Raw genomic sequence first — 23537 nt, forward strand, 5'->3', positions numbered from 1 at the left:
ACCCACCAAGATCTTTGGCGGGTCCGGGCCTTCGGTCTGCGGGTTACGCCTTGCGCAGGCGGAACGTGAGCGTGAGGCCCTCGTCCGTGAACGGGGTTCCGTAGCTGTCGTCCGCCTCGCCCTGCACGAAGTCCGTCGCCAGGACCTCGTCGGCGATCAGACCGGCGTGCTCGGTCAGGGCTTCGGTGACAGCCGGGTCGGTCGCCGTCCAGCGCAGCGCGATGCGGTCGGCCACGTCGAGGCCGCTGTTCTTGCGGGCCTCCTGGATCAGGCGGATCGCGTCACGGGCCAGACCCGCACGGCGGAGCTCCTCCGTGATCTCCAGGTCCAGGGCGACCGTCGCGCCGGAGTCCGAGGCGACCGACCAGCCCTCGCGCGGGGTCTCGGTGATGATGACCTCGTCGGGAGCCAGGGTGATCGTCTCACCGTCGACCTCGACCGACGCCGTGCCCTCGCGCAGGGCGAGGGAGAGGGCGGCCGCGTCGGCGTTCGCGACGGCCTTGGCCACGTCCTGGACGCGCTTTCCGAACCGCTTGCCCAGCGCGCGGAAGTTGGCCTTCGCGGTGGTGTCCACCAGGGAACCGCCGACCTCGCTGAGGGTGGCGAGCGACTCGACGTTCAGCTCCTCCGTGATCTGCGTGCGCAGTTCGGAGTGCAGCGCGTCGAAGCCCGACGCGGCGATCAGCGCGCGCGACAGCGGCTGACGCGTCTTGACGCCCGACTCCGCTCGCGTGGCACGGCCCAGTTCCACCAGCCGGCGCACCAGCACCATCTGCTTCGACAGCTCCGGGTCGATGGCGTTGAGGTCCGCCTCCGGCCAGGACGACAGGTGGACCGACTCGGGAGCACCCGGGGTGACCGGAACGATCAGGTCCTGCCAGACCCGCTCGGTGATGAACGGGGTCAGCGGGGACATCAGCTGCGTCACCGTCTCGACGACCTCGTGCAGCGTGCGCAGGGCCGCCTTGTCGCCCTGCCAGAAGCGGCGGCGCGAGCGGCGCACGTACCAGTTCGACAGGTCGTCGACGAACGCGGACAGCAGCTTGCCGGCGCGCTGGGTGTCGTAGGCGTCGAGGGACTTGGTGACCTGGTCGGTGAGCGCGTGCAGCTCGGACAGCAGCCAGCGGTCCAGGACGGGGCGGTCGGCCGGGGCCGGGTCGGCCGCGGACGGGGCCCAGCCGGACGTACGGGCGTACAGGGCCTGGAAGGCGACCGTGTTCCAGTACGTGAGGAGCGTCTTGCGGACGACCTCCTGAATGGTGCCGTGGCCGACGCGGCGGGCCGCCCAGGGGGAGCCGCCGGCCGCCATGAACCAGCGCACCGCGTCGGCGCCGTGCCGGTCCATGAGCGGGATGGGCTCCAGGGTGTTGCCCAGGTGCTTGGACATCTTGCGGCCGTCCTCGGCGAGGATGTGGCCGAGACACACCACGTTCTCGTACGACGACTTGTCGAAGACCAGGGTGCCGACCGCCATCAGCGTGTAGAACCAGCCACGCGTCTGGTCGATGGCCTCGCAGATGAACTGCGCCGGGTAGCGGGTGTCGAAGAGCTCCTTGTTCTTGTACGGGTAGCCCCACTGCGCGAACGGCATCGAACCCGAGTCGTACCAGGCGTCGATGACCTCCGGCACGCGCGTGGCCGTGCTGCCGCAGCCGTCCTGCGGGCAGGCGAAGGTGACCTCGTCGATGAACGGGCGGTGCGGGTCCAGCCCCGACTGGTCGGTGCCGGTGAGCTCGGTGAGTTCCGCGAGGGAGCCGACGCAGGTGAGGTGGTCCTCCGCGCAGCGCCAGATCGGCAGCGGCGTGCCCCAGTAGCGGTTGCGGGACAGCGCCCAGTCGATGTTGTTGTTCAGCCAGTCGCCGTAGCGGCCGTGCTTGACCGTGTCCGGGAACCAGTTGGTGTTCTCGTTCTCCGCGAGGAGGCGGTCCTTGATCGCCGTGGTGCGGATGTACCAGGAGGGCTGCGCGTAGTAGAGGAGCGCGGTGTGGCAGCGCCAGCAGTGCGGGTAGCTGTGCTCGTACGGGATGTGCCGGAAGAGCAGGCCGCGGTTGTCGAGGTCCTCGGTGAGCTTCTCGTCCGCCTTCTTGAAGAAGACGCCGCCGACGAGGGGGACGTCCTCCTCGAAGGTGCCGTCCGGGCGGACCGGGTTCACGACGGGCAGGCCGTAGGAGCGGCAGACCTTGAGGTCGTCCTCACCGAAGGCGGGGGACTGGTGGACCAGCCCCGTGCCGTCCTCGGTCGTGACGTAGTCGGCGTTGACGACGAAGTGGGCCTCGGCCGGGAACTCCACCAGCTCGAAGGGGCGCTGGTACGTCCAGCGCTCCATCTCGGCGCCCGTGAACGTCTGGCCGGTGGTCTCCCAGCCCTCGCCGAGGGCCTTGGCGACGAGCGGCTCGGCGACGACCAGCTTCTCCTCACCGTTCGTCGCGACGACGTAGGTGACCTCGGGGTGGGCGGCCACGGCCGTGTTGGAGACCAGGGTCCAGGGCGTGGTCGTCCACACCAGGAGGGCGGCCTCGCCGGCCAGCGGGCCGGAGGTGAGCGGGAAGCGGACGAACACGGACGGGTCGACGACCGTCTCGTAGCCCTGCGCCAGCTCGTGGTCCGACAGGCCCGTGCCGCAGCGGGGGCACCAGGGGGCGACGCGGTGGTCCTGGACCAGCAGGCCCTTGTTGAAGATCTCCTTGAGTGACCACCAGACCGACTCGATGTACTCGGGGTCCATGGTGCGGTAGGGGTCGTGGAGGTCGGTCCAGAACCCCATGCGGGTGGTGAGCTCTTCGAAGGCGTTGGTGTGCCGGGTGACCGACTCACGGCACTTGGCGTTGAACTCGGCGATGCCGTACGCCTCGATGTCCTGCTTGCCGGAGAAGCCGAGCTCCTTCTCGACGGCCAGCTCCACCGGGAGCCCGTGGCAGTCCCAGCCGGCCTTGCGGGCCACGTGGTAGCCGCGCATGGTGCGGAAGCGGGGGAAGACGTCCTTGAAGACGCGGGCCTCGATGTGGTGGGCGCCGGGCATGCCGTTGGCGGTGGGCGGGCCCTCGTAGTAGACCCACTCCGGGCGGCCCTCGGACTGCTCCAGGCTCTTGGTGAAGATCTTCTGCTCGTCCCAGAAGGCGAGCACCGCGTGCTCGAGGGCGGGCAGGTCGACCTGGGCGGGTACCTGGCGGTACGTCGGCGATGTCATCAGCGGGCTTCCTCCGGCGGACTTGCTGCCTTCCGTCCGGAGGGACGAGAGCTGAGTCTGTGCCTGCGCCGACTTCGGCGCGCTCCCGCGGTACCACCCTCCTTGGCCCGCCGGCGCGGGGTGTGCGTCGGTGAGCCCCCTCATTGGGGTCGCGATGCCGGTTCTACTGGCCACTGCGCTCGGCGGCGGTTTTCTTCCGACGGCTCCGGGGTGATCTTCACGTCGCGCTCGCCCCCGGGCTTCCACCGTCCCCGGGTCGCTCTGGGCTGCGTACGCCGCTACTCGTCCCCATCCACGCTTTTCGCTCCGCCCAGTGTACGGCGCCGCGCGGACAGAGGCAGACCGCTTTTTCGGGGCAGCCGGGGCCGGTGAGGCCTATGGGATTCCCTTTGGGGGATTTATGGGTTTGATGACCCGATTGGCGAGGTATAGGTGTTCGGATCCTGGGACGTCCGGCTCGGCGGATTACCGGGCGGGGAGCTGGGCACAACGGATGCAGGTTCGCCGCGCGGCGTGCGCGAGGCGGGCGAATCGGGCGGTGTGCCCCGTTGCCGCGGGACTCAAGTCGATTTATCGTCCCAGCACGATTTCGCGAGCAAGATCACAATATGTGAAGGGGCCGCGGCCATGGTGGCGAAGAAGACCGCCGTACAGCAGCCGGCGTCCGGCAGGTCCGCGGAGGCCTCCGGCGGTGCGGCCAAGGACGTGGGCGGGAAGAAGAGCGCGCAGGGGGGTTCGGCGGGGCGGGCGGCGAAGGGGGCGGCCGGAAAGGCGACCGAGGGGACGAAGGCGGCTGTCACGAAGACGAAGGCGGCCGTCAAGAAGGTAGCGGCCAAGAAGACCGGAAAGGCGACAGCCAAGAAGACCCCCCAGAAGGTCTCGCCCGAGACGGCCCAGGCCGAGAAGACCCAGGCCAAGGGCACGGCGGCCACCAAGGCGGCAGCCAGGAAATCGGCCGGCAAGAGGGCGGCGGCCACGAGGACGGCAGCGGCCGCGAAGACGGCTGCCAAGGAGGCGGCAGCCACCAAGACGGCTGCCAAGGAGGTGGCAGCCACCAAGGCAGCCGGCAAGGCGGCCACCAGGAAGACGGCGGCCACGAAGACGGCGACCAAGAAGACGGCCCCCAAGAGGAAGGCCACCGAGAAGGCGGCAGCCGGGAAGCCGGTTGGCGAGGGGGCGGCGGCGAAGAAGGCCGCTGTCCAGAGGGCGAAGGCCGCCAAGGCCGTCGCCGCGGAGAAGGGCGTCGGGGCCGAGGGCGTTCGCGCCGGAGGCAGGAGCACCACCACGAAGGGCGCGGCCGGAAAGGGCACCACCCGGACCGGCGCGGTCACACAGGACACGGCCGGGAGCACGGCCAAGAAGGCGGGTGCGGCCGAGGCCGCGCAGCAGACGGGAGCGACGACGGTGGGTGCGAAGAAGACCCCTGGCACGGCCACGGCGGCCAAGACCCCGGTTCCCAAGGCGCGGGGCGCGGCGGAGCCCGGTGAGCTCGCGGTACGACCGGGCGAGGACCCCTGGACGGCGAAGGAGGTCGACGAGGCCCGTGCCGAGCTCCAGTCCGAGGAGACGCGGCTGCGGGAGGAGATCACCTCGTCCGAGCGGTCCCTCGCCGGCCTGATGCGGGACTCCGGGGACGGCGCGGGCGACGACCAGGCGGACACCGGCACCAAGAACATCACCCGCGAGCACGAGCTGGCCCTGGCCGCGAACGCGCGCGAGATGCTCGTCCAGACCGAGCGCGCCCTGGAACGTCTCGACTCGGGCACCTACGGCCTGTGCGAGAACTGCGGCAACCCCATCGGCAAGGCACGCATGCAGGCCTTCCCCCGGGCCACCCTGTGCGTGGAGTGCAAGCAGAAGCAGGAGCGCCGGTACTGACCAGCGGCCGAATGCCTCCTGAGCACCTGGGGAGCACAGGGTGTGTCGTACCCTCGTCCTCAGTCAGGCACCTAGGTTGAGGGACTCACGTGGCAGAGGCGGAGCGCATCATCGGTACGCCGGACACACCGGACGCGGCCGGTAGCGGGCAGGAGCGGCGCGGCGAGCACGCGGCGTCGGGCGAGCGCGCCGACTCGGAGGGCACCCGCGCCCCGGCCGGTGGGTCCGCCACCGACGCGGCGGCCGCCGGAGCGTCCGGCATGGACCGGCCGGAGGCCACGGCCGGGCGGCCCCGGGGCAAGCGGCGGATCGCGGTCCTGTTCGCGGTCGCCGCCTTCGCCTACGCCCTCGACCTGATCAGCAAGCTGCTCGTGGTGGCCAAGCTGGAGCACCACCCGCCCATCGAGATCGTCGGGGACTGGCTGAAGTTCGAGGCGATCCGCAACGCGGGCGCGGCCTTCGGCTTCGGCGAGGCCTTCACGGTGATCTTCACCGTGATCGCGGCGTCGGTGATCGTGGTGATCGCCCGGCTCGCCCGCAAGCTCTACAGCCTGCCCTGGGCGATCGCGCTCGGCCTGCTGCTCGGCGGTGCGCTGGGCAACCTCACCGACCGGATCTTCCGGGCGCCGGGCGTCTTCGAGGGCGCGGTCGTGGACTTCATCGCGCCCAAGCACTTCGCCGTGTTCAACCTGGCCGACTCGGCGATCGTGTGCGGCGGCATCCTGATCGTGCTGCTGTCGTTCAAGGGGCTCGACCCGGACGGCACCGTCCACAAGGACTGAGTTCGCACCGGGTTGTCCACAGGCTCCGTACGGGGCTGCCGGTCGTGTCCGGCATACTCGACGGGTGAGCACGATTCCCGAGATCCGTACCCTGCCCGTGCCCGACGGCCTGGAGGGCGAGCGCGTCGACGCCGCCATCTCCCGCATGTTCGGCTTCTCCCGGACCAAGGCGGCCGAGCTCGCCGCCGCCGGGAAGGTCACGGTCGACGGATCGGTGGTCGGCAAGTCGGAGCGTGTGCACGGCGGCGCCTGGCTGGAGGTCGAGATGCCGCAGGCGCCCGCGCCGGTGCAGGTGGTGGCCGAGCCGGTCGAGGGCATGGAGATCGTGCACGACGACGATGACGTGGTCGTCATCGCCAAGCCGGTCGGCGTGGCGGCGCACCCGTCGCCGGGGTGGACCGGCCCGACCGTCATCGGAGGCCTCGCCGCCGCCGGATACCGGATCTCGACGTCGGGTGCCGCCGAGCGCCAGGGGATCGTGCACCGGCTGGACGTGGGCACCTCGGGGCTCATGGTGGTGGCCAAGTCGGAGTACGCGTACACGTCGCTGAAGCGCCAGTTCAAGGAGCGTACGGTCGACAAGCGGTACCACACGCTCGTCCAGGGCCACCCCGATCCGACCAGCGGCACCATCGACGCGCCGATCGGCCGGCACCCGCACCACGACTACAAGTGGGCGGTCACCGCCGACGGCAAGCCGTCCGTCACGCACTACGACCTCATCGAGGCGTTCCGTGCGGCCTCCCTGCTCGACGTGAAGCTGGAGACCGGCCGCACCCACCAGATCCGTGTCCACATGGCCGCTCACCGGCACCCCTGCGTCGGCGACCTCACCTACGGCGCCGACCCGACGCTCGCCAAGCGGCTCGGACTGACCCGCCAGTGGCTGCACGCCGTGCGGCTGGGGTTCGAGCACCCCGGGGACGGGCAGTGGGTGGAGTTCGCGAGCGACTACCCGGCCGACCTGCAGAAGGCCCTGGACCAGGTCCGGGAGGAGACGTACGGATGAGCAGCGCGCCGTCGCCGTCCTACGTGGTGCGCATCGCCGAGGACCCGGCCGACCGTGAGGCCTGCTTCGCGGTGCGCAAGGAGGTCTTCGTCGGCGAGCAGGGCGTGCCCGAGGAGATCGAGTACGATGCGTACGACCCCGGGGCCGTCCATGTGCTGGCGGTCCGGGAGGACGGGGTGCCGCTCGGGACCGGGCGGCTGCTGTACGGGGAGGCGGCCGTGGCGCAGACCGGGGCCGACCCGTCGGTGGGTTCCCTCGGCCGGCTGGCCGTGTCCGGCCACGCACGCGGGCTCGGTGTCGGCGTCGCCCTGGTGCGGGCCATCGAGGAGGCGGCACGCGCCCGCGGCCTCGCGGCCGTGGACCTGCACGCCCAGACGCACGCGCTGCGCTTCTACGAGCGGCTCGGCTACGAGGCGTACGGGCCCGAGTACTTGGAGGCGGGCATTCCGCACCAGGGGATGCGGCGTTCGCTTTAAGCCCCTCGTGGGGGGTGCTGAAACGGTTTGCTTCGGAAGTTGCGTGGCAGGCTTGAGGGCAGTCGTGTGACCATTTGACCTCCCGGAGCGCTGACCGTGGATCAGTTGGCCCTGCTGTTCGTGCTGCTGCTCGGGGCCGTGATCAGTGTCCCGGCGGGCGACCGGTTCAAGGTGCCCGCACCGGTGCTGATGACGCTCCTGGGGATAGTCCTCGCGCTGCTGCCGTTCGTCCCGAACGTCGAGATCCCACCGGACCTCATCCTGCCGTTGCTGCTGCCGCCCCTGCTGTACGCGGCCGTGCGGCGCACGTCGTGGCGGCAGTTCACGGCGAACAAACGGCCGATCTTCCTGCTCGCCGTGGCGCTCGTGTTCGTCACCATGGCCTGTGTGGCCGGCGTGGCCGACGCGATCGTGCCAGGACTGCCGCTCGCCGCGGCGTTCGCGCTCGGCGCGCTGGTCGCGCCGCCCGACCCGGTCGCGGCGACCGCCGTCGCCGGGCAGCTGGGGCTGCCCCGCCGGCTGGTGTCGATCCTGGAGGGCGAGGGGCTCTTCAACGACGTGACGGCCATCGTCCTCTACCACGTGGCGATCGCCGCCGCCGTCAGCGGGACGTTCTCGCCCTGGAAGGCAGGGTTCGACCTGGTGCTGTCGGCCGTGGTGGCGGTGGTCGTGGGCATCGCGCTGGGCTGGGGCGCGAACAAGCTGATGGAGCTGCTCGGGGACGCCACGCTCCAGATCGGGCTGACCCTGCTGGTGCCCTACGCCTCGTACGTCATGGCCGAGGAACTGCACGGGTCCGGGGTGCTCGCCGTGCTCACCACCGCGCTGTTCCTCGCGGAGTACGGGTCCGACGCCGACGACGTCATGACGCGGCTGGCCGGGCACACGTTCTGGAACATCGTCGACACGCTCGTCACCGGCGTCGCGTTCGGGCTGGTCGGCCTCGAACTGCACAACGCCATTCGCACCGCGACCGGCCGGTGGGGCGAGCTGCTCGGATGGGCGGCGGTGGTCGTGGTCGTCGTCGTGCTCGTCCGGCTGCTGTGGCTGCTGCCGGCGACCTGGCTCACCAAACGGCTGCACGCGCGGCGGGACTACGACGAGGACATCCCGGTGAGCTGGCGCGAGACCGTGGTGATGTGGTGGTCGGGGATGCGCGGGGTGGCCTCCGTGGCGCTGGTGCTGGCCATTCCGCTGGAGACGGACGCGGGGGCGCCGTTCCCCAGCCGGGACGAGATCATCTTCATCGCGTTCGGGGTGATCATGGCGACGCTGGTGCTGCAGGGGCTGACGTTGCCGTGGCTGGTGCGGCGGCTCGGCGTGAAGGCCGACACCGATCAGGAGAAGGAGCTGGCGAAGGAGCTGGCCCTTCGGGCGTCGAAGGCGGCGAAACACCGGCTCCGGGAGATCGAGGAGACCGAAGAAGTGCCGGAGGAGCTGTCCGAGCAGATGCTGCGGCGGGCCTTCGACATCGGCGTGCGGATCAGTCCCGAACTGGCCGAGGACGAGCGGCGGGAGGCGTACCGGGAGCGGGCACGGCGGGTGAAACAGGTGCGGCGGATCCAGCAGGAGATGCTGAGCGCCGCACGGCACGAGGTGCTGGCGGCGCGGAGCGAGGCCGGGGCGGATCCGGAGGTCGTCGATCGTGTGCTGCGTCATCTGGATGTGCGCAGTTTGCGGTAGTTGACAGTCGGGCGAGGGTGGGCCGTAGGGTCGTCGGCATGGCACGGAACGTAGTGATCAGTGGTGGAGGTACGGGAATCGGGCTCGCGGCGGCCCGGGTGTTCGCCGCCGGCGGGGACCGGGTGTTGCTGCTCGGGCGGCGGCCCGAAGTGCTGGAGAAGGCCGCGGTGCCCGGGGCGCTGACCTACGCGGCCGATCTCGCCGAGCCGCAGGACGTGCGCGGTGTCGCCTCGTTCGTGGAGCGGGAGTTCGGGGCCGTGGACGTGCTCGTGCACAGCGCCGGGGGCAGCGGACTGCTGGAACCGGACGCCGGGAGCGACGATCCCCTCGCGGGTGTTGCCCACACCTGGACCGTGAACTTCAGGCTCAACACCCTGACCGCCGTCCTCCTCACCGAGGCGCTGAAGCCGCGGCTCGCCGAGCCCGGCGGACGGGTGCTGTTCCTCAGCTCCATCGCCGCCTACCGGGGCTCCGGGAGCGGGGCCTACGCGGCGGCCAAGGCCGGTCTGCATCCCTACGCCCACGATCTCGCCCGCGAGCTGGGCCCCCGCGGCATCACCGTGAACGTGGTCGCGCCCGGCTACATCGAGGACACCGAGTTCTTCGGGGACGCGATGGACGAGGAGCGCCGGGCACGGCTCATCGGCGAGACCTCGACCGGGCGGGCCGGCACCCCCGGGGACGTCGCCGAGACCCTGCACTGGCTCGCCTCCCAGGGCGCCGGGCACATCACCTCGCAGGTCATCCAGGTCAACGGCGGCGCCGAGCGCGGTCGCTGACCTTTCCACGGGACGGCTGCCCGCGTCACGGGCAGCCGTCCCTCTCGTGCCGTCAGCGTTCCGGGCGTCCCGTGCCGTGGTAGCGGCGTTGCTGGAGCGGCACACCGTCCGGGGACGGGTGATGGCCATTGGGGGAGGGCGGCGACACCGCGTCCGCCGTGTTCACCCGCGGCAGGGCGTACGGGTGCTCGTCTGCCAGCCAGCGGACCATCTGCTCGCGGACCGTGACCCGTACGGTCCATATGTCGTCGGCGTCCTTCGCGGTCACCAGCGCTCGCACCTGCATGGTGTTCGGGGTGGTGTCCGTCACCGTCAGGTTGTAGGCGCGGCCGTCCCAGGCCGGGCACTCGCGCAGGATGTCGCGGAGCTTGTCGCGCATGGCCTCCACGGGGGCCGTGTGGTCGAGGTGCCAGAAGACGGTGCCGGTCATCTGCGGGGTGCCGCGCGACCAGTTCTCGAACGGCTTGGACGTGAAGTACGAGACCGGCATCGTGATCCGGCGCTCGTCCCAGGTGTTGACCGTCAGGAACGTCAGGGTGATCTCCTCGACCGTGCCCCACTCCCCGTCCACCACCACGGTGTCGCCCATGCGCACCATGTCGCCGAAGGCGATCTGGAACCCCGCGAACATGTTGCTCAGCGTGGACTGGGCGGCGACACCGGCGACGATGCCGAGGATGCCGGCCGAGGCCAGCAGCGAGGCACCCGCAGCCCGGAACGCGGGGAACGTCAGCAGCATGCTCGCCGCGGCCACCACACCGACGACCGCGGACACCACCCGCATGATCAGCGTCACCTGGGTGCGCACCCGGCGGACCCTGGCCGGGTCGCGATGGGCCCGGGCGCTGGCGTACCGGCTGTACGACGTCTCGACGATCGCCGCCGCGATCCGGATCACCAGCCAGGCGGTCGACCCGATCAGCACCAGGGTCAGTGTCTGGCCGATGCCCTCGCGGCGCTCCTCCAGCATCTGCGCCTCGTCGTACGACCCTCTCAGCAGGGCCGCGAGAAGGACGAGCTGGTAGGGGATGCGGCCACGGCGCAGCAGCCCCCACAGCGGGGTCTCATGGTGCCGTTCGTCGGCCTTGCGCAGCAGGAAGTCGGTCGCCCAGCCGATCACCAGTGTCAGCACGACCGAGCCACCGACCACGATCAGCGGTCGTAGCAGGTTCTCCATGCCCCCGAACCTAACCGGCCCCCGGGGTGCATGAACATGTGACTTCGGCTGCGTCCTGGGTAATGCCGCGAGGCCGGGTTGTCACACCCCGCTGGCACCATGGCCTCCATGAACATCATGCTCTTTCACTCGACCCAGGGTCTGCGGCCCGCGGTGCTCCAGGCCGCTGACAGACTGCGAGCGGCCGGACACGAGGTGTGGACGCCGGACCTCTTCGAGGGGCGTACGTTCGAGACGGTCGAGGAGGGGATGGAGCACAACGAGAAGATCGGCAAGGAGGAGCTGCTGAAACGGGCCGTGCTGGCCGCCGCGCCCTACTCGGAGCGCGGCCTGGTGTACGCCGGGTTCTCGCTCGGCGCCTCCATCGCGCAGACCCTCGCCCTCGGCGACGAGAAGGCGCGCGGGCTGCTGCTTCTGCACGGTACGTCGGACATCGCGCCGGGCGTCACGGCGGACGACCTGCCGGTCCAGCTGCACGTGGCGGAGCCGGACCCCTTCGAGACGGACGACTGGCTGAGCGCCTGGTATCTCCAGATGGGCCGTACCGGAGCCGACGTGGAGGTCTACCGGTACGCCGGGGCCGGTCACCTCTACACCGACCCCGACCTGCCCGACTACGACGCGGAGGCCGCCGAGGCCACCTGGCGGGTGGCGCTCGGCTTCCTCGACAGCTTGTAGCCGGCGGTCATCCGCCTAGCGGGGGAAGCACTCCTTGGGAGGGTTCTCCAGAGAGGCGAAGTGTCCGGACCAGATCCAGCCCACTGGGTGCGAGTCGTAGATCCGGAACCACCTTGCCCCCGAGGGGGTCGTCGTGGTCGAGCACTGGATGCGCTCCTTGGTGCCCGCCTTGTCCACGCGGTACCGCTCCGACGAGGAATCGGGTTTGGCGTAGACGGGGGCGCCGTCCGGGTTCAGCACCGACAGAGTGACGTAAGCCGGTGCCGCGGCGGCGGATTCCTGAGCCTGGGCGGCGGTCGCGGTACCTCCGGCGAGGACCACAGCGGCAACGACCACTGCGGATTTCGTCAGGACCCCTTGCAAGGTGGCCATGTGACTCCAATCATCTGCGGGTCGGAAGTGCTGACGCGTCGTCAACCTACTGAAGAAGACGTAGCAGTTCCTCAGCAGGTTGACGACTTCGAGGCGTCTCTTCCTGGACGGCCGCTCACACCGGGTCGTAGACCCGCTCGACCTTCTGCGTGCCGCTGCGCGTGCGGTAGGAGCGGGCCCACGCGGCCGTGGCGTCGCGTTTCGTGCGGTCGGACACGACGTAGTAGTCCATCTGCGCGCGCTCGGCCGTGATGTCCAGGACGCCGTAGCCGTGGCGGTCGGTGTCGACCCAGTGGACGTGGCGGTTGGCGGCGCGGATGACGGGTGAGGCGACGGCCGAGACCGTGCCCTCCGGGACCTTGACGATGTCGTCGAGGTTGTCGGAGGTGACCGAGGTGACGACGAACTCCGTGGCGGCCGACGGGGACAGCGGATAGGTGCCGGCGTCCACCGGCACGTCGTTGGCCCAGGCCATGTGGATGTCGCCGGTGAGGAAGACGGTGTTGCGGATCGCGTTCGTCCGCAGGTGCGCCAGGATCTCGCGGCGGTCGTCGGTGTAGCCGTCCCACTGGTCGGTGTTGAGGGCCAGTCCCTCCTGCGGCAGGCCCAGCAGCTTGGCGAGGGGCTTCAGCAGGTCGGCGGAGAGCGAGCCGATGGCGAACGGCGAGATCATCACCGAGTTGCCGACCAGGCGCCAGGTCGTGTCGGAGGACTTCAGGCCCGACTTGAGCCAGTCGAGCTGGGCGCGGCCGGTGAGCGTGCGGTCCGGGTCGTCGACCTCGCCGTTGCCCACCTTCACCTGCTGGGAGCGGAAGGACCGCAGGTCCAGCAGCGAGAGGTCGGCCAGCTTGCCGAAGCGCAGTCGGCGGTAGGTGGTGCCCGCGATCGCCGGGCGGACCGGCATCCACTCGAAGTAGGCCTGCTTGGCCGCGGCCTGGCGGGCGGACCAGGCACCCTCGGCGCCCTCCGTGTGATTCTCGGCGCCACCCGACCAGGTGTCGTTGGCGAACTCGTGGTCGTCCCAGATCGCCACGACCGGGGCCGTCGCGTGCAGCGCCTGGAGGTCCGGGTCGGTCTTGTAGCGCGCGTGCCGGACGCGGTAGTCGGCGAGCGTGACGATCTCGTGCGCCGGGGCGTGCGGGCGTACCACCGTGCCGCGGGTGGTGTACTCGCCGGTGCCGTACTCGTAGATGTAGTCGCCGAGGTGCAGCCAGGCGTCCAGGTCGCCGCGGGCCGCGAGATGGCGGTACGAGGAGAACCAGCCGGCCTCCCAGTTGGCGCAGGAGACCACGCCGAAGCGGAGGCCCGCGACGGCCGCGTCGGCCGCCGGGGCGGTGCGGGTGCGGGCCGTGGGGGAGTCGGTGCCGCCGGCGGAGAAGCGGAACCAGTAGTCGGTGGCCGGCCGCAGCCCGCGGATGTCGGCCTTCACGGTGTGGTCGGAGGCGGCGGTCGCGGTGGTGGACCCCTTGGCGACGATCGTGGTGAACGCCTTGTCCTCGGCGACGACCCAGCTCACATCGGTGTCCGGGCCGAGCCCGGAACCCGGTATGGCCTCCGGGACGGGCGTCACGCGGGTCCACAGCAGGACGCCGTCCGGCAGCGGGTCACCGGAGGCGACGCCGTGCAGGAAGGCGGGGGCCTGGTCGGCGGCGCGCGCGGGCAGGGTCGCCGCCAGCGGTCCGGCCAGGACAGCGGTCGCCGCCGCGGCCTTGACGACCGTACGGCGGCGCGGGGTGAGGGAGTTGAGGCCCTCTGACGTCTTCGATGATCTGTATCGACTGGTCACGACCGATCAGGTTACTGATCGGTATGCACCAGAGCGGGCGAACTCGGAAAGTTCGCCCGCTCTTCATGCGGTGGCCGGTCCCTGACCTGCCGTCACTTCTTGAGGGCCTCGCCGACCACCCGGTTGAAGTCGGCCACCGTCATCAGCGGGTTGCCGCCGTTCAGCTGCTTACCGTCCATGACGAAGGCCGGGGTGCCCTTCACGCCTTCCTTGTTGTCGTCGAAGGTCTTGGACATGGCCATCGCCCAGGCGTCGTAGGTGCCCTTCTCGACCGCGTCCTGGAACCTCTTGTTGCCCTTCAGTTCCGGGACGGTGTTCGCGACCTTGATCAGGTAGCTGTCGTCCTTGAACTTGTCGGTGGTCTCCTCGGGGTGGTACTTCGCCGAGTAGAGCGCGGCCTTGTAGTCGAGGAAGGCCTGGTCGCTCACGTTCAGCGCGGCGCCCAGGGCGCTCAGCGCGTTCTTGGAGCCCTCGCCGTTGTCCTTGTTGTCGATGAAGGTGGCGCCGACGAACTGCAACTTGAACTTGCCGTCGTCGATGTCCTTCTTCACGGTCGGACCGACCGTCTGCTCGAACTGGGCGCAGATGGGGCAGCGCGGGTCCTCGTAGATCTTCAGGGTCTTCTTGGCCGAGTCCTTGCCGATGACGACCGTGGTGCCCTTGTCGCCCGTGGTGTTGGCCGGGGTGACGACCTTGGCGTCCTTCTTGCCCTCCCAGTAGCTGGGCTTGTTGGCCTGGACGACCGCGTAGCCGATGCCGCCGGCTATCGCCAGGACGCCGACGACGGAGCAGGCGACGACGATCTGCCGCTTGGTCTTCGCCCGCTTGGCCTCGCGCTCGCGCTCGGCGCGCAGCCGCTCCCGGGCCGCCGTCTTCGCCGCCTGGCTGTTCCGCTTGCTCATGGTGATGCTCTCTCCGTGGGGACGCGCACACGTCGTGTGCGGGATACGTATGGGGGACCGCAGATGCTCGAAGACGCCTTATGCGAAGGCGACCGAGCACGGCGGTCCACGCCGTCCCAGGGAGTACGCGAGGACCAGGTCGCGGGCGGACGAGGTGCGGTCCGCGGCCCGCGGCGGCAGCCGGCGCCCGGCCGGGGCCCGCCGCACCGCCACCGCGGCGACCGCCAGCAGCAGCGGCCGGAACGTCGTCGCCGTGACCGCCCGCAGCAGCTGGGCCAGAGCCCGCTCGCCGCGGCGCAGCCAGACGGCGGCGGCGAGGCCGACGCCGATGTGCGCGGCGAGCAGCAGCCAGGCGGTGGCCGGGTCGGCGTGCGCGACCGCGGCCGCGAGCCGGTCCGTGCCGGTGGCCCCGGCCATCCGGGCCAGTGGAGTGCCGACCTCGCCTCCGCACAGCACGTCCAGGCCGACCGACCGCAGCGGTCCGGCCACCGGGCCCCCCGCCCGGCCGTAACAGGCGTGCTGACCCGTGGTGAACACCGTGTCGGCGGCCAGTTCCAGCGGGATCAGCAGGGCCGCGATCCGCCCGAAGGAGCGCTCGCGGCCCGCCAGCGCGTACGCGATCACGAACACGGCGGTGGCGACCGCGGCCACCGTGCTCACCGGCAGCGGGACTCCGGACAGCAGGACGTGCGACGCGGTGCTGAGGGTCACGACCACGGCCGTGAACAGCGCCGCGCGTACGGCTCTGAGCTGGATCCCGGATATGTCCATAGCGAAAGAAGAGTCTGTCACGGAGACCTGTAAGAGACCCCTAAAGGGTGCCTGTGAGAGCGCCTGCCGCCAAAGCCGTCTACAGACCCGGAATCCTTCCGTTACGGAACAGGTCCACGAAGGTCTGGTGGTCGGCACGGGCGCGCGCGCCGTAGCTGTGCGCGAAGTCGACCAGCAGCGGCGCGAAGCCCTCCTCGTCGGCCGCGATCGCCGCGTCGATGGCCCGCTCCGTGGAGAACGGCACCAGGGACTCGCCGGACTGGTCGTCCGCCGCCGAGTGCATCGTGGCCGTGGCCCGGCCGAGGTCGGCCACCACCTGGGCGATCTCCTCCGCCTCGTCGATGTCGCCCCAGTCGAGATCCACCGCGTACGGCGAGACCTCGGCGACCAGCTGGCCCGCGCCGTCCAGCTCGGTCCAGCCCAGCCACGGGTCGGCGTGCGCCTGGAGGGCGCGCTGGGAGATGACCGTGCGGTGCCCCTCGTGCTGGAAGTAGCCGCCGATCGCCTGGTCCGTGATGTGCCGGGAGACCGCCGGGGTCTGGGCCTGCTTGATGTAGATCACGACATCGTTCTCCAGGGCGTCGCTGTGGCCCTCGAGGAGGATGTTGTACGAGGGCAACCCGGCCGAGCCGATGCCGATGCCGCGGCGGCCCACGACGTCCTTCACACGGTAGGAGTCCGGGCGGGCCAGCGAGCTGTCCGGCAGCGTCTCCAGGTAGCCGTCGAAGGCGGCGAGCACCTTGTAGCGGGTGGCCGCGTCCAGCTCCACGGAGCCGCCGCCCGGCGCGAAACGGCGCTCGAAGTCGCGGATCTCCGTCATCGAGTCCAGCAGGCCGAACCGGGTCAGCGAGCGGGCGTCACGCAGCGCGTCCAGCAGCGGGCCCTGCGCGGTGTCCAGCGTGAACGGCGGCACCTCGTCGCTCTTGGCGCCGGTGGCCAGCGCGTGGATCCGCTCGCGGTAGGCGATCGCGTAGATCCGCACCAGTTCGGTGATCTGCTCGTCGCTGAGCGCCTTCGCGTACCCGATCAGGGCGATGGACGCGGCGAAGCGCTTGAGATCCCAGGTGAAGGGGCCGACGTAGGCCTCGTCGAAGTCATTGACGTTGAAGATCAGGCGGCCGTTGGCGTCCATGTACGTGCCGAAGTTCTCCGCGTGCAGGTCGCCGTGGATCCACACGCGCGAGGTGCGCTCGTCCAGGTACGGACCGCCCCGCTTCTCGGCGTCCATATCGTGGTAGAAGAGGCACGCCGTGCCCCGGTAGAAGGCGAAGGCCGAGGCCGCCATCTTCCGGAACTTCACGCGGAACGCGGCCGGGTCGGCGGCCAGGAGCTCGCCGAAGGCGGTGTCGAAGACGGCGAGGATCTCCTCACCGCGGTGCTCGTCGTCGAGCTGCGGGAACGACATCGCTGGGTGCCTCCTGGTGCATGCGTCTCGGGGCGGCAGGTCCGCCCTCTGCCTAACGTGCGGTGGTCCGCGGGAGTGCCCGCGAGCCTCGCACGAAGGTACGCGGGGCAGCCCCCGGAGTGTCAGTGCCGGGGCATAGACTTCGACGCTGTCCCCCAGACTGTCCGCAGCCTGTCGGGCCCCATGTGTCATATGTTTTCTCTGGAGGCCGCAGCCGTGTCAAAGCCGCCGTTCACGCACCTGCACGTCCACACCCAGTACTCGTTGCTGGACGGTGCCGCGCGGCTGAAGGACATGTTCAACGCGTGCAACGAGATGGGCATGACGCACATCGCCATGTCCGACCACGGCAACCTCCACGGCGCCTACGACTTCTTCCACTCCGCACAGAAGGCCGGGGTCACCCCGATCATCGGGATCGAGGCCTATGTCGCGCCCGAGTCCCGGCGCAACAAGCGCAAGATCCAATGGGGCCAGCCGCACCAGAAGCGGGACGACGTCTCCGGTTCCGGCGGTTACACCCACAAGACGATGTGGGCGGTGAACTCGACCGGTCTGCACAACCTCTTCCGGCTGTCCTCCGACGCGTACGCCGAGGGCTGGCTGCAGAAGTGGCCCCGGATGGACAAGGAGACCATCGCCCAGTGGTCCGAGGGCATCGTCGCCTCCACCGGCTGCCCCTCCGGCGAGGTCCAGACCCGGCTGCGCCTCGGCCACTTCGACGAGGCCCTGAAGGCCGCCGCCGACTACCAGGACATCTTCGGCAAGGACCGTTACTTCCTGGAGCTGATGGACCACGGCATCGAGATCGAGCGCCGGGTCCGCGACGGCCTGCTGGAGATCGCCAAGAAGCTCGGCATCCCCCCGCTGGTCACCAACGACTCCCACTACACGTACTCGCACGAGGCGGGCGCGCACGACGCCCTGCTGTGCATCCAGACCGGCAAGAACCTCTCCGACCCCGACCGCTTCCGGTTCGACGGCACCGGCTACTACCTGAAGTCCACGGACGAGATGTACGCCATCGACTCCTCGGACGCCTGGCAGGAGGGCTGCGCCAACACCCGGCTGATCGCCGAGATGGTCGACACCACGGGCATGTTCGAGAAGCGCGACCTGATGCCCAAGTTCGACATCCCGGAGGGGTACACCGAGGTCAGCTGGTTCCGCGAGGAGACCCTGCGCGGCATGCACCGCCGCTTCCCGGACGGCATTCCGGACGACCGCATGAAGCAGGTCGAGTACGAGATGGACACCATCATCTCGATGGGCTTCCCGGGCTACTTCCTCGTGGTCGCCGACTTCATCATGTGGGCCAAGAAGCAGGGCATCGCGGTCGGCCCCGGCCGAGGCTCCGCGGCCGGCTCGATCGTCGCCTACGCCCTCGGCATCACCGACCTCGACCCCATCCCGCACGGCCTGATCTTCGAGCGGTTCCTCAACCCCGAGCGCATCTCCATGCCCGATGTCGACATCGACTTCGACGAGCGCCGGCGCGTCGAGGTGATCCGGTACGTGACGGAGAAGTACGGCGCCGACAAGGTCGCCATGATCGGCACCTACGGCACCATCAAGGCCAAGAACGCGATCAAGGACTCCGCGCGCGTGCTGGGCTACCCGTACGCGATGGGCGACCGCCTCACCAAGGCCATGCCCGCCGACGTCCTCGGCAAGGGCATCAACCTGGACGGCATCACCAACCCCGAGCACCCCCGCTACTCGGAGGCGGGCGAGATCCGGGCGATGTACGAGAACGAACCGGACGTGAAGAAGGTCATCGACACCGCCAAGGGCGTCGAGGGCCTGGTCCGGCAGATGGGCGTGCACGCCGCCGGCGTGATCATGTCCAGCGAGACCATCACCGACCACGTGCCCGTCTGGGTCAGGCACACCGACAACGTCACCATCACCCAGTGGGACTACCCGAGCTGCGAGTCGCTCGGCCTGCTGAAGATGGACTTCCTGGGCCTGCGCAACCTGACGATCATGGACGACGCCGTCAAGATGGTGAAGTCCAACAAGGGGATCGAGATCGATCTCCTGAGCCTCCCGCTCGACGACCCCACGACCTTCGAACTGCTCCAGCGCGGCGACACCCTCGGCGTCTTCCAGTTCGACGGCGGCCCCATGCGCTCCCTGCTCCGGCTGATGAAGCCGGACAACTTCGAAGACATCTCCGCCGTGTCGGCCCTGTACCGCCCGGGCCCCATGGGCATGAACTCGCACACCAACTACGCCCTCCGCAAGAACGGCCAGCAGGAGATCACGCCGATCCACAAGGAGCTCGAAGAGCCCCTCAAGGAGGTCCTGGACGTCACCTACGGCCTGATCGTCTACCAGGAGCAGGTGCAGAAGGCCGCCCAGATCATCGCCGGCTACTCGCTCGGCGAGGCCGACATCCTCCGCCGCGTGATGGGCAAGAAGAAGCCCGAGGAGCTGGTGAAGAACTTCGTCCTCTTCCAGGAGGGCGCCCGCAAGAAGGGCTTCAGCGACGAGGCCATCCAGGCCCTGTGGGACGTGCTGGTCCCCTTCGCCGGCTACGCCTTCAACAAGGCGCACTCCGCCGCGTACGGACTCGTCTCGTACTGGACCGCGTACCTCAAGGCGAACCACCCCGCCGAGTACATGGCCGCGCTCCTCACCTCGGTGAAGGACGACAAGGACAAGTCGGCCGTCTACCTCAACGAGTGCCGCCGCATGGGCATCAGGGTGCTCCCGCCGGACGTCAACGAGTCGATGTCCAACTTCGCGGCCCAGGGCGACGACGTGATCCTCTTCGGCCTCTCCGCCGTCCGCAACGTCGGGACGAACGTCGTCGAGTCGATCATCAGGTGCCGCAAGGCCAAGGGGAAGTACGTCTCCTTCCCGGACTACCTCGACAAGGTGGAGGCGGTGGTCTGCAACAAGCGCACCACCGAATCGCTGATCAAGGCCGGCGCCTTCGACGCCATGGGCCACACCCGCAAGGGCCTGACCGCGCACTACGAACCCATGATCGACAACGTGGTCGCGGTCAAGCGCAAGGAGGCCGAGGGCCAGTTCGACCTCTTCGGCGGCATGGGTGAGGCGGCCGAGACCAGCGAGCCGGGCTTCGGGCTCGACGTGGAGTTCTCACCCGACGAGTGGGACAAGACCTATCTGCTCGCCCAGGAGCGGGAGATGCTCGGTCTGTACGTCTCCGACCACCCGCTGTTCGGTCTGGAGCACATCCTGTCCGACAAGGCCGACGCGGGCATCTCCCAGCTGACCGGCGGTGACTATTCCGACGGCTCCGTGGTCACCATCGGCGGCATCATCTCCGGCCTGCAGCGCAAGATGACCAAGCAGGGCAACGCCTGGGCCATCGCCACCGTCGAGGATCTCGCCGGCTCGATCGAGTGCATGTTCTTCCCCGCGACCTACCAGCTCGTCTCGACCCAACTCGTCGAGGACGCCGTGGTGTTCGTCAAGGGCCGGCTCGACAAGCGCGAGGACATCCCGCGGCTCGTGGCCATGGAACTGATGGTGCCGGACCTGTCGAACGCGGGCACCAACGCACCCGTGATCCTCACCATCCCCGCCACCCGGGTCACGCCGCCGCTGGTCAGCCGCCTCGGCGAGGTCCTCAGCCACCACAAGGGCGACAGCGAGGTCAGGATCAAGCTCCAGGGCCCGACCAAGACGACCGTGCTGCGTCTGGACCGGCACCGGGTGAAGCCCGACCCGGCGCTCTTCGGTGACCTGAAGGTGCTGCTCGGGCCGTCCTGCCTGGCGGGCTGACGGGGCCTGGAGACAGGGGGACGGGGAGCTCTCGACGCGCCTGAGGGGCGTGCCCGGTACCGGGGCACGCCCCTCACGCATGTGCGTGGGTCTCAACCACCCGTCACACAGATGTCAGTTGTGGCCGAAGCTGCGCTTCCGCTTGTGGGACGCCACGTCACCGGGGGTCAGCTCGACCTCGGGCTGGGGCTCCGCCTCCGCCGCGGGACGGCGGTCCGCCCGCTGCCCGCGCTCGGTCGGACGCTGCTGCTTACGGTCACGGTTCTTGTTCTTGGCCATGGTGATGCCTCCTGTGGGGGATCTAGGGGCCAGGGCCGGGACCAGATTCACACAGGCCGACAACGATCGCATGTCGGACAATTACCGTGCGTGACAGGGCTGGTCGCCGCGGGAACCTCCGAAACGCCACGCCGAAGATCGAGTTCCGGCCGTTAACCTCCGCGCCGTCGGGCAGACTCGAAGCAAGCCCGAAACAAACCTCCTGGGAAGAGGGTGAGTCGCGTGGACCGCTGCATCGTCCTGGTGGACGCCGGGTATCTGCTGGGAGCCGCGGCGAGTCTCCTCGCCGGGGAGCCCTCCCGGTCCCGGATCACCGTCGACCACGCCGCCCTCATCCAGGGCCTGCGTGAACGCGCCGAGTCCGATACGCAGCAGCCACTGCTGCGCATCTACTGGTTCGACGGCGCCCCGGACCGCGTCCCGCAACCCGAGCACCGCAGGCTTCGCGTGATGCCCCGGGTCACCGTCCGGCTCGGCGCTCTGACCCGCAGCGATGGCCGCTGGGCGCAGAAGGGCGTGGACGCCGCGATGCACGCCGAGCTCACCGAACTGGCCCGCAACCGCGCCTGCTCCGACATCGTCCTCGTCACCGGCGACGGCGATCTGCTGCCCGGCATGATGGCCGCCAAGGAGCACGGCGTCGCCGTCCACCTGTGGGCCGTCCAGGCCGCCGACGGCGACTACAACCAGTCCGAGGACCTGGTCGCCGAGGCCGACGAGCGGCGCGTGCTGGACCGTACGTGGATCACCAAGGCCGTGCGCGCCAAGGAGTACAGCGGAGTGTGCGCCCCGCAGCCGGTGCCCCGGCCGGAGATCGCCGCGATCCTCTCCGCGCCGCTGCCCGACTCCGCCCTCGCCGCCGCGGCCGAGCGGCCCGCCCCGCAGCCCCCGCACCCAGCGGCCGGCACCGGGCACAACGGCACCGAGGAGCGGGTGCCCGCCGCCAAAGGGGTCCCCACGCCCAAAGACCTGGCAGCCCTGCGTGGCCCCGGCGTCCAGCCCGCCCAGCACCCCGCCTCCGCAACCCTCCGCTGGTCCTCCGACAAAGGCTGGGTCGACCGGCCCACGGCCGAGCCCCCCGAGGCCGCCTCGATGCCGACGCTCGCCCAGCTGACCACGGCCGAGCAGCGCTGGGCCGACCGCGAGGAGGACATCACCACGGTCGGCGGCGACCCCTACGAGGTCGGGCAGGTCTTCGCCCGGCGCTGGGTGGAACGCCTCGGCGACCAGACCCACCTCCAGAAACTGTCCGGCATGTACCCGCGTGTCCCGCACCGCGTGGACGGGGAGCTGCTGCGCTACGCCGCGCGCTTCGGCCTGCTCGCCCACAAGGACGACCAGATCGACGAACGGGACCGCTACGCCATCCGGGCCGGATTCTGGAAGGAGATCGGTGTACGCACGGGCGTGGAGCACGCACCCGTCGGCGACTGATGATTTCGCCGGCGGATTTCCCGTCCCGGACCGCCCCGGGAGCGGACCGGGGCGCCCGACCCCGTAGTCTCGTCCCTTGTGAGTAAGCGCGCGGCACAGGCATTTCGGCACGATGGTGACGTCGTGTGCGCGGTGCGCGGGCTGACCAAGACCTATCCGGCCGTCCGGGGCCGGCGCGGCGCGCCCGGAACCCCCGAGGTCCGCGCCACGGACGACGTGACGCTGGACATCCGGCGCGGCGAGATCTTCGGCCTGCTCGGGCCGAACGGCGCCGGCAAGTCCACCCTCGTGCGCCAGCTCACCGGGCTGATGCGGCCCGACGGCGGCGGCGTGGAGATCCTCGGGCACGACATCGTGCGTCACCCGGAGCGGGCCGCACGGATCCTCGCCTACCTCGGTCAGGAGTCGACCGCCCTCGACGAGCTGACCGTGTCGCTGGCCGCCGAGACCACCGGACGGCTGCGCGGCCTGGACGTACGTCAGGCGCGGGCCGAGCGGGACGACGTGCTCGACGAACTGGGGCTCGCGGCGCTCGCCGGGCGTCCGCTGAAGAAGCTCTCCGGGGGCCAGCGGCGCCTGGCGTGCTTCGCCGCGGCCCTGGTGGGGGAGCGGCCGCTGCTCGTGCTGGACGAGCCGACCACCGGTATGGACCCGGTGGCACGGCGGGCCGTGTGGTCGGCGGTCGACCGGCGGCGGGCCGAGCGCGGGACGACCGTGCTGCTCGTGACCCACAACGTCATCGAGGCCGAGACCGTGCTGGACCGGGTGGCCGTGCTGGACCGGGGGCGGGTGATCGCCTGCGACACGCCGGGCGGGCTCAAGGAGCAGGTCGCCGGCGAGGTGCGGGTGGACCTGGTGTGGCGCGACGCGGCACCGCTGCACGTCCCCGAGGTGGCCGCGCTGAAGGACCGCGTCGTGGAGTCGGGCCGTCGCTGGACGCTCCGGCTCGGGCCCGAGGAGGCCCGGGCGGTGGTCGCCACCGTCACCGGCGGGGCGGCCTTCGCCGCCCTGGACGACTTCACGCTGGCCACGCCGAGCCTGGAGGACGTGTACCTGGCCCTCGGCGGCGCCGCGCGGCAGGGGCTGGTGAAGGCGTGAGAAGCATCGAGGCCTTGAGCGTGCGGGCCGCCGCGTCCGTACCGAACAGGGCGACTGCCGCAGTGGACCGAGCGAAGGGAAG

General features: G+C 70.2%; 18 protein-coding genes. 10 read left to right on the forward strand and 8 right to left on the reverse strand.

The genetic code is table 11. From position 1 onward, the window contains the following. Positions 1–43: 43 nt before the first annotated feature. A complete protein-coding gene (gene ileS, locus ABZ016_RS14355; RefSeq protein WP_356916891.1) occupies positions 44–3187 on the reverse strand; it encodes an isoleucine--tRNA ligase in 3144 nt (1047 codons plus the stop codon). Between the two features lie 627 nt (positions 3188–3814). Here ileS and ABZ016_RS14360 point away from each other — a divergent pair. The 6 genes from ABZ016_RS14360 (at position 3815) to ABZ016_RS14385 (ending at position 9794) form a co-directional block, all read left to right on the forward strand. Next, positions 3815–5065 (forward strand): TraR/DksA family transcriptional regulator, encoded by a 1251-nt coding sequence (locus ABZ016_RS14360; protein WP_356916892.1) that lies wholly within the window; start codon positions 3815–3817, stop codon positions 5063–5065. Between the two features lie 89 nt (positions 5066–5154). Then, the gene (gene lspA / locus ABZ016_RS14365; RefSeq protein WP_356916893.1) at positions 5155–5847 is read left to right on the forward strand and encodes a signal peptidase II; all 693 of its coding nucleotides are present in this window, start codon (positions 5155–5157) and stop codon (positions 5845–5847) included. Positions 5848–5911: 64 nt separating this feature from the next. After that, a complete protein-coding gene (locus ABZ016_RS14370; RefSeq protein ID WP_356916894.1) occupies positions 5912–6856 on the forward strand; it encodes an RluA family pseudouridine synthase in 945 nt (314 codons plus the stop codon). Continuing rightward, positions 6853–7332 (forward strand): GNAT family N-acetyltransferase, encoded by a 480-nt coding sequence (locus ABZ016_RS14375; protein WP_356916895.1) that lies wholly within the window; start codon positions 6853–6855, stop codon positions 7330–7332. Before ABZ016_RS14370 ends, ABZ016_RS14375 begins: the two co-directional genes overlap by 4 nt. A gap of 96 nt (positions 7333–7428) precedes the next feature. Further along, positions 7429–9015, forward strand: a complete 1587-nt coding sequence (locus ABZ016_RS14380; protein ID WP_356916896.1) for a Na+/H+ antiporter — start codon at positions 7429–7431, stop codon at positions 9013–9015. A gap of 38 nt (positions 9016–9053) precedes the next feature. Further along, a complete protein-coding gene (locus ABZ016_RS14385; RefSeq protein WP_356916897.1) occupies positions 9054–9794 on the forward strand; it encodes an SDR family oxidoreductase in 741 nt (246 codons plus the stop codon). A 52-nt stretch (positions 9795–9846) separates the two neighbouring features. Here ABZ016_RS14385 and ABZ016_RS14390 read toward each other — a convergent pair whose 3' ends face one another. After that, positions 9847–10971 (reverse strand): mechanosensitive ion channel domain-containing protein, encoded by a 1125-nt coding sequence (locus ABZ016_RS14390; protein ID WP_356916898.1) that lies wholly within the window; start codon positions 10969–10971, stop codon positions 9847–9849. Positions 10972–11079: 108 nt separating this feature from the next. Here ABZ016_RS14390 and ABZ016_RS14395 point away from each other — a divergent pair, with 108 nt between their 5' ends. After that, positions 11080–11649, forward strand: a complete 570-nt coding sequence (locus ABZ016_RS14395; RefSeq protein WP_356916899.1) for a dienelactone hydrolase family protein — start codon at positions 11080–11082, stop codon at positions 11647–11649. A 15-nt stretch (positions 11650–11664) separates the two neighbouring features. Here ABZ016_RS14395 and ABZ016_RS14400 read toward each other — a convergent pair whose 3' ends face one another. From ABZ016_RS14400 to ABZ016_RS14420, 5 genes are all read right to left on the reverse strand, one after another. Further along, positions 11665–12021, reverse strand: coding sequence for a hypothetical protein (locus tag ABZ016_RS14400; protein WP_356916900.1), 357 nt, complete (start codon positions 12019–12021; stop codon positions 11665–11667). A 115-nt stretch (positions 12022–12136) separates the two neighbouring features. Then, complete coding sequence (locus ABZ016_RS14405; RefSeq protein WP_356916901.1) at positions 12137–13807, reverse strand: alkaline phosphatase D family protein; 1671 nt, start codon at positions 13805–13807, stop codon at positions 12137–12139. Between the two features lie 92 nt (positions 13808–13899). Beyond that, on the reverse strand, positions 13900–14709 hold the full coding sequence (locus ABZ016_RS14410; RefSeq protein ID WP_356916902.1) for a thioredoxin domain-containing protein: 810 nt from the start codon (positions 14707–14709) through the stop codon (positions 13900–13902). A 78-nt stretch (positions 14710–14787) separates the two neighbouring features. Then, positions 14788–15480, reverse strand: a complete 693-nt coding sequence (locus ABZ016_RS14415) for a hypothetical protein (protein WP_356916903.1) — start codon at positions 15478–15480, stop codon at positions 14788–14790. Positions 15481–15559: 79 nt separating this feature from the next. Next, positions 15560–16885 (reverse strand): DUF2252 domain-containing protein, encoded by a 1326-nt coding sequence (locus ABZ016_RS14420; protein ID WP_356916904.1) that lies wholly within the window; start codon positions 16883–16885, stop codon positions 15560–15562. A gap of 216 nt (positions 16886–17101) precedes the next feature. On the opposite strand from ABZ016_RS14420, the gene dnaE reads away from it, so the two are divergent. Next, positions 17102–20644 (forward strand): DNA polymerase III subunit alpha, encoded by a 3543-nt coding sequence (dnaE, locus tag ABZ016_RS14425; RefSeq protein WP_356916905.1) that lies wholly within the window; start codon positions 17102–17104, stop codon positions 20642–20644. A gap of 114 nt (positions 20645–20758) precedes the next feature. Here the strand turns inward: dnaE and ABZ016_RS14430 are convergent, their stop codons facing one another. Then, positions 20759–20923 (reverse strand): hypothetical protein, encoded by a 165-nt coding sequence (locus ABZ016_RS14430; RefSeq protein ID WP_356916906.1) that lies wholly within the window; start codon positions 20921–20923, stop codon positions 20759–20761. Between the two features lie 222 nt (positions 20924–21145). On the opposite strand from ABZ016_RS14430, the gene ABZ016_RS14435 reads away from it, so the two are divergent. Together ABZ016_RS14435 and ABZ016_RS14440 are read left to right on the forward strand one after the other, a co-directional pair. Then, positions 21146–22357 (forward strand): NYN domain-containing protein, encoded by a 1212-nt coding sequence (locus ABZ016_RS14435; RefSeq protein ID WP_356916907.1) that lies wholly within the window; start codon positions 21146–21148, stop codon positions 22355–22357. A 123-nt stretch (positions 22358–22480) separates the two neighbouring features. Further along, positions 22481–23455, forward strand: coding sequence for an ABC transporter ATP-binding protein (locus ABZ016_RS14440; protein WP_356917079.1), 975 nt, complete (start codon positions 22481–22483; stop codon positions 23453–23455). Positions 23456–23537: the final 82 nt, after the last annotated feature.

It is taken from the genome of Streptomyces sp. NPDC006372, from assembly GCF_040612515.1.
Lineage (GTDB): Bacteria > Actinomycetota > Actinomycetes > Streptomycetales > Streptomycetaceae > Streptomyces.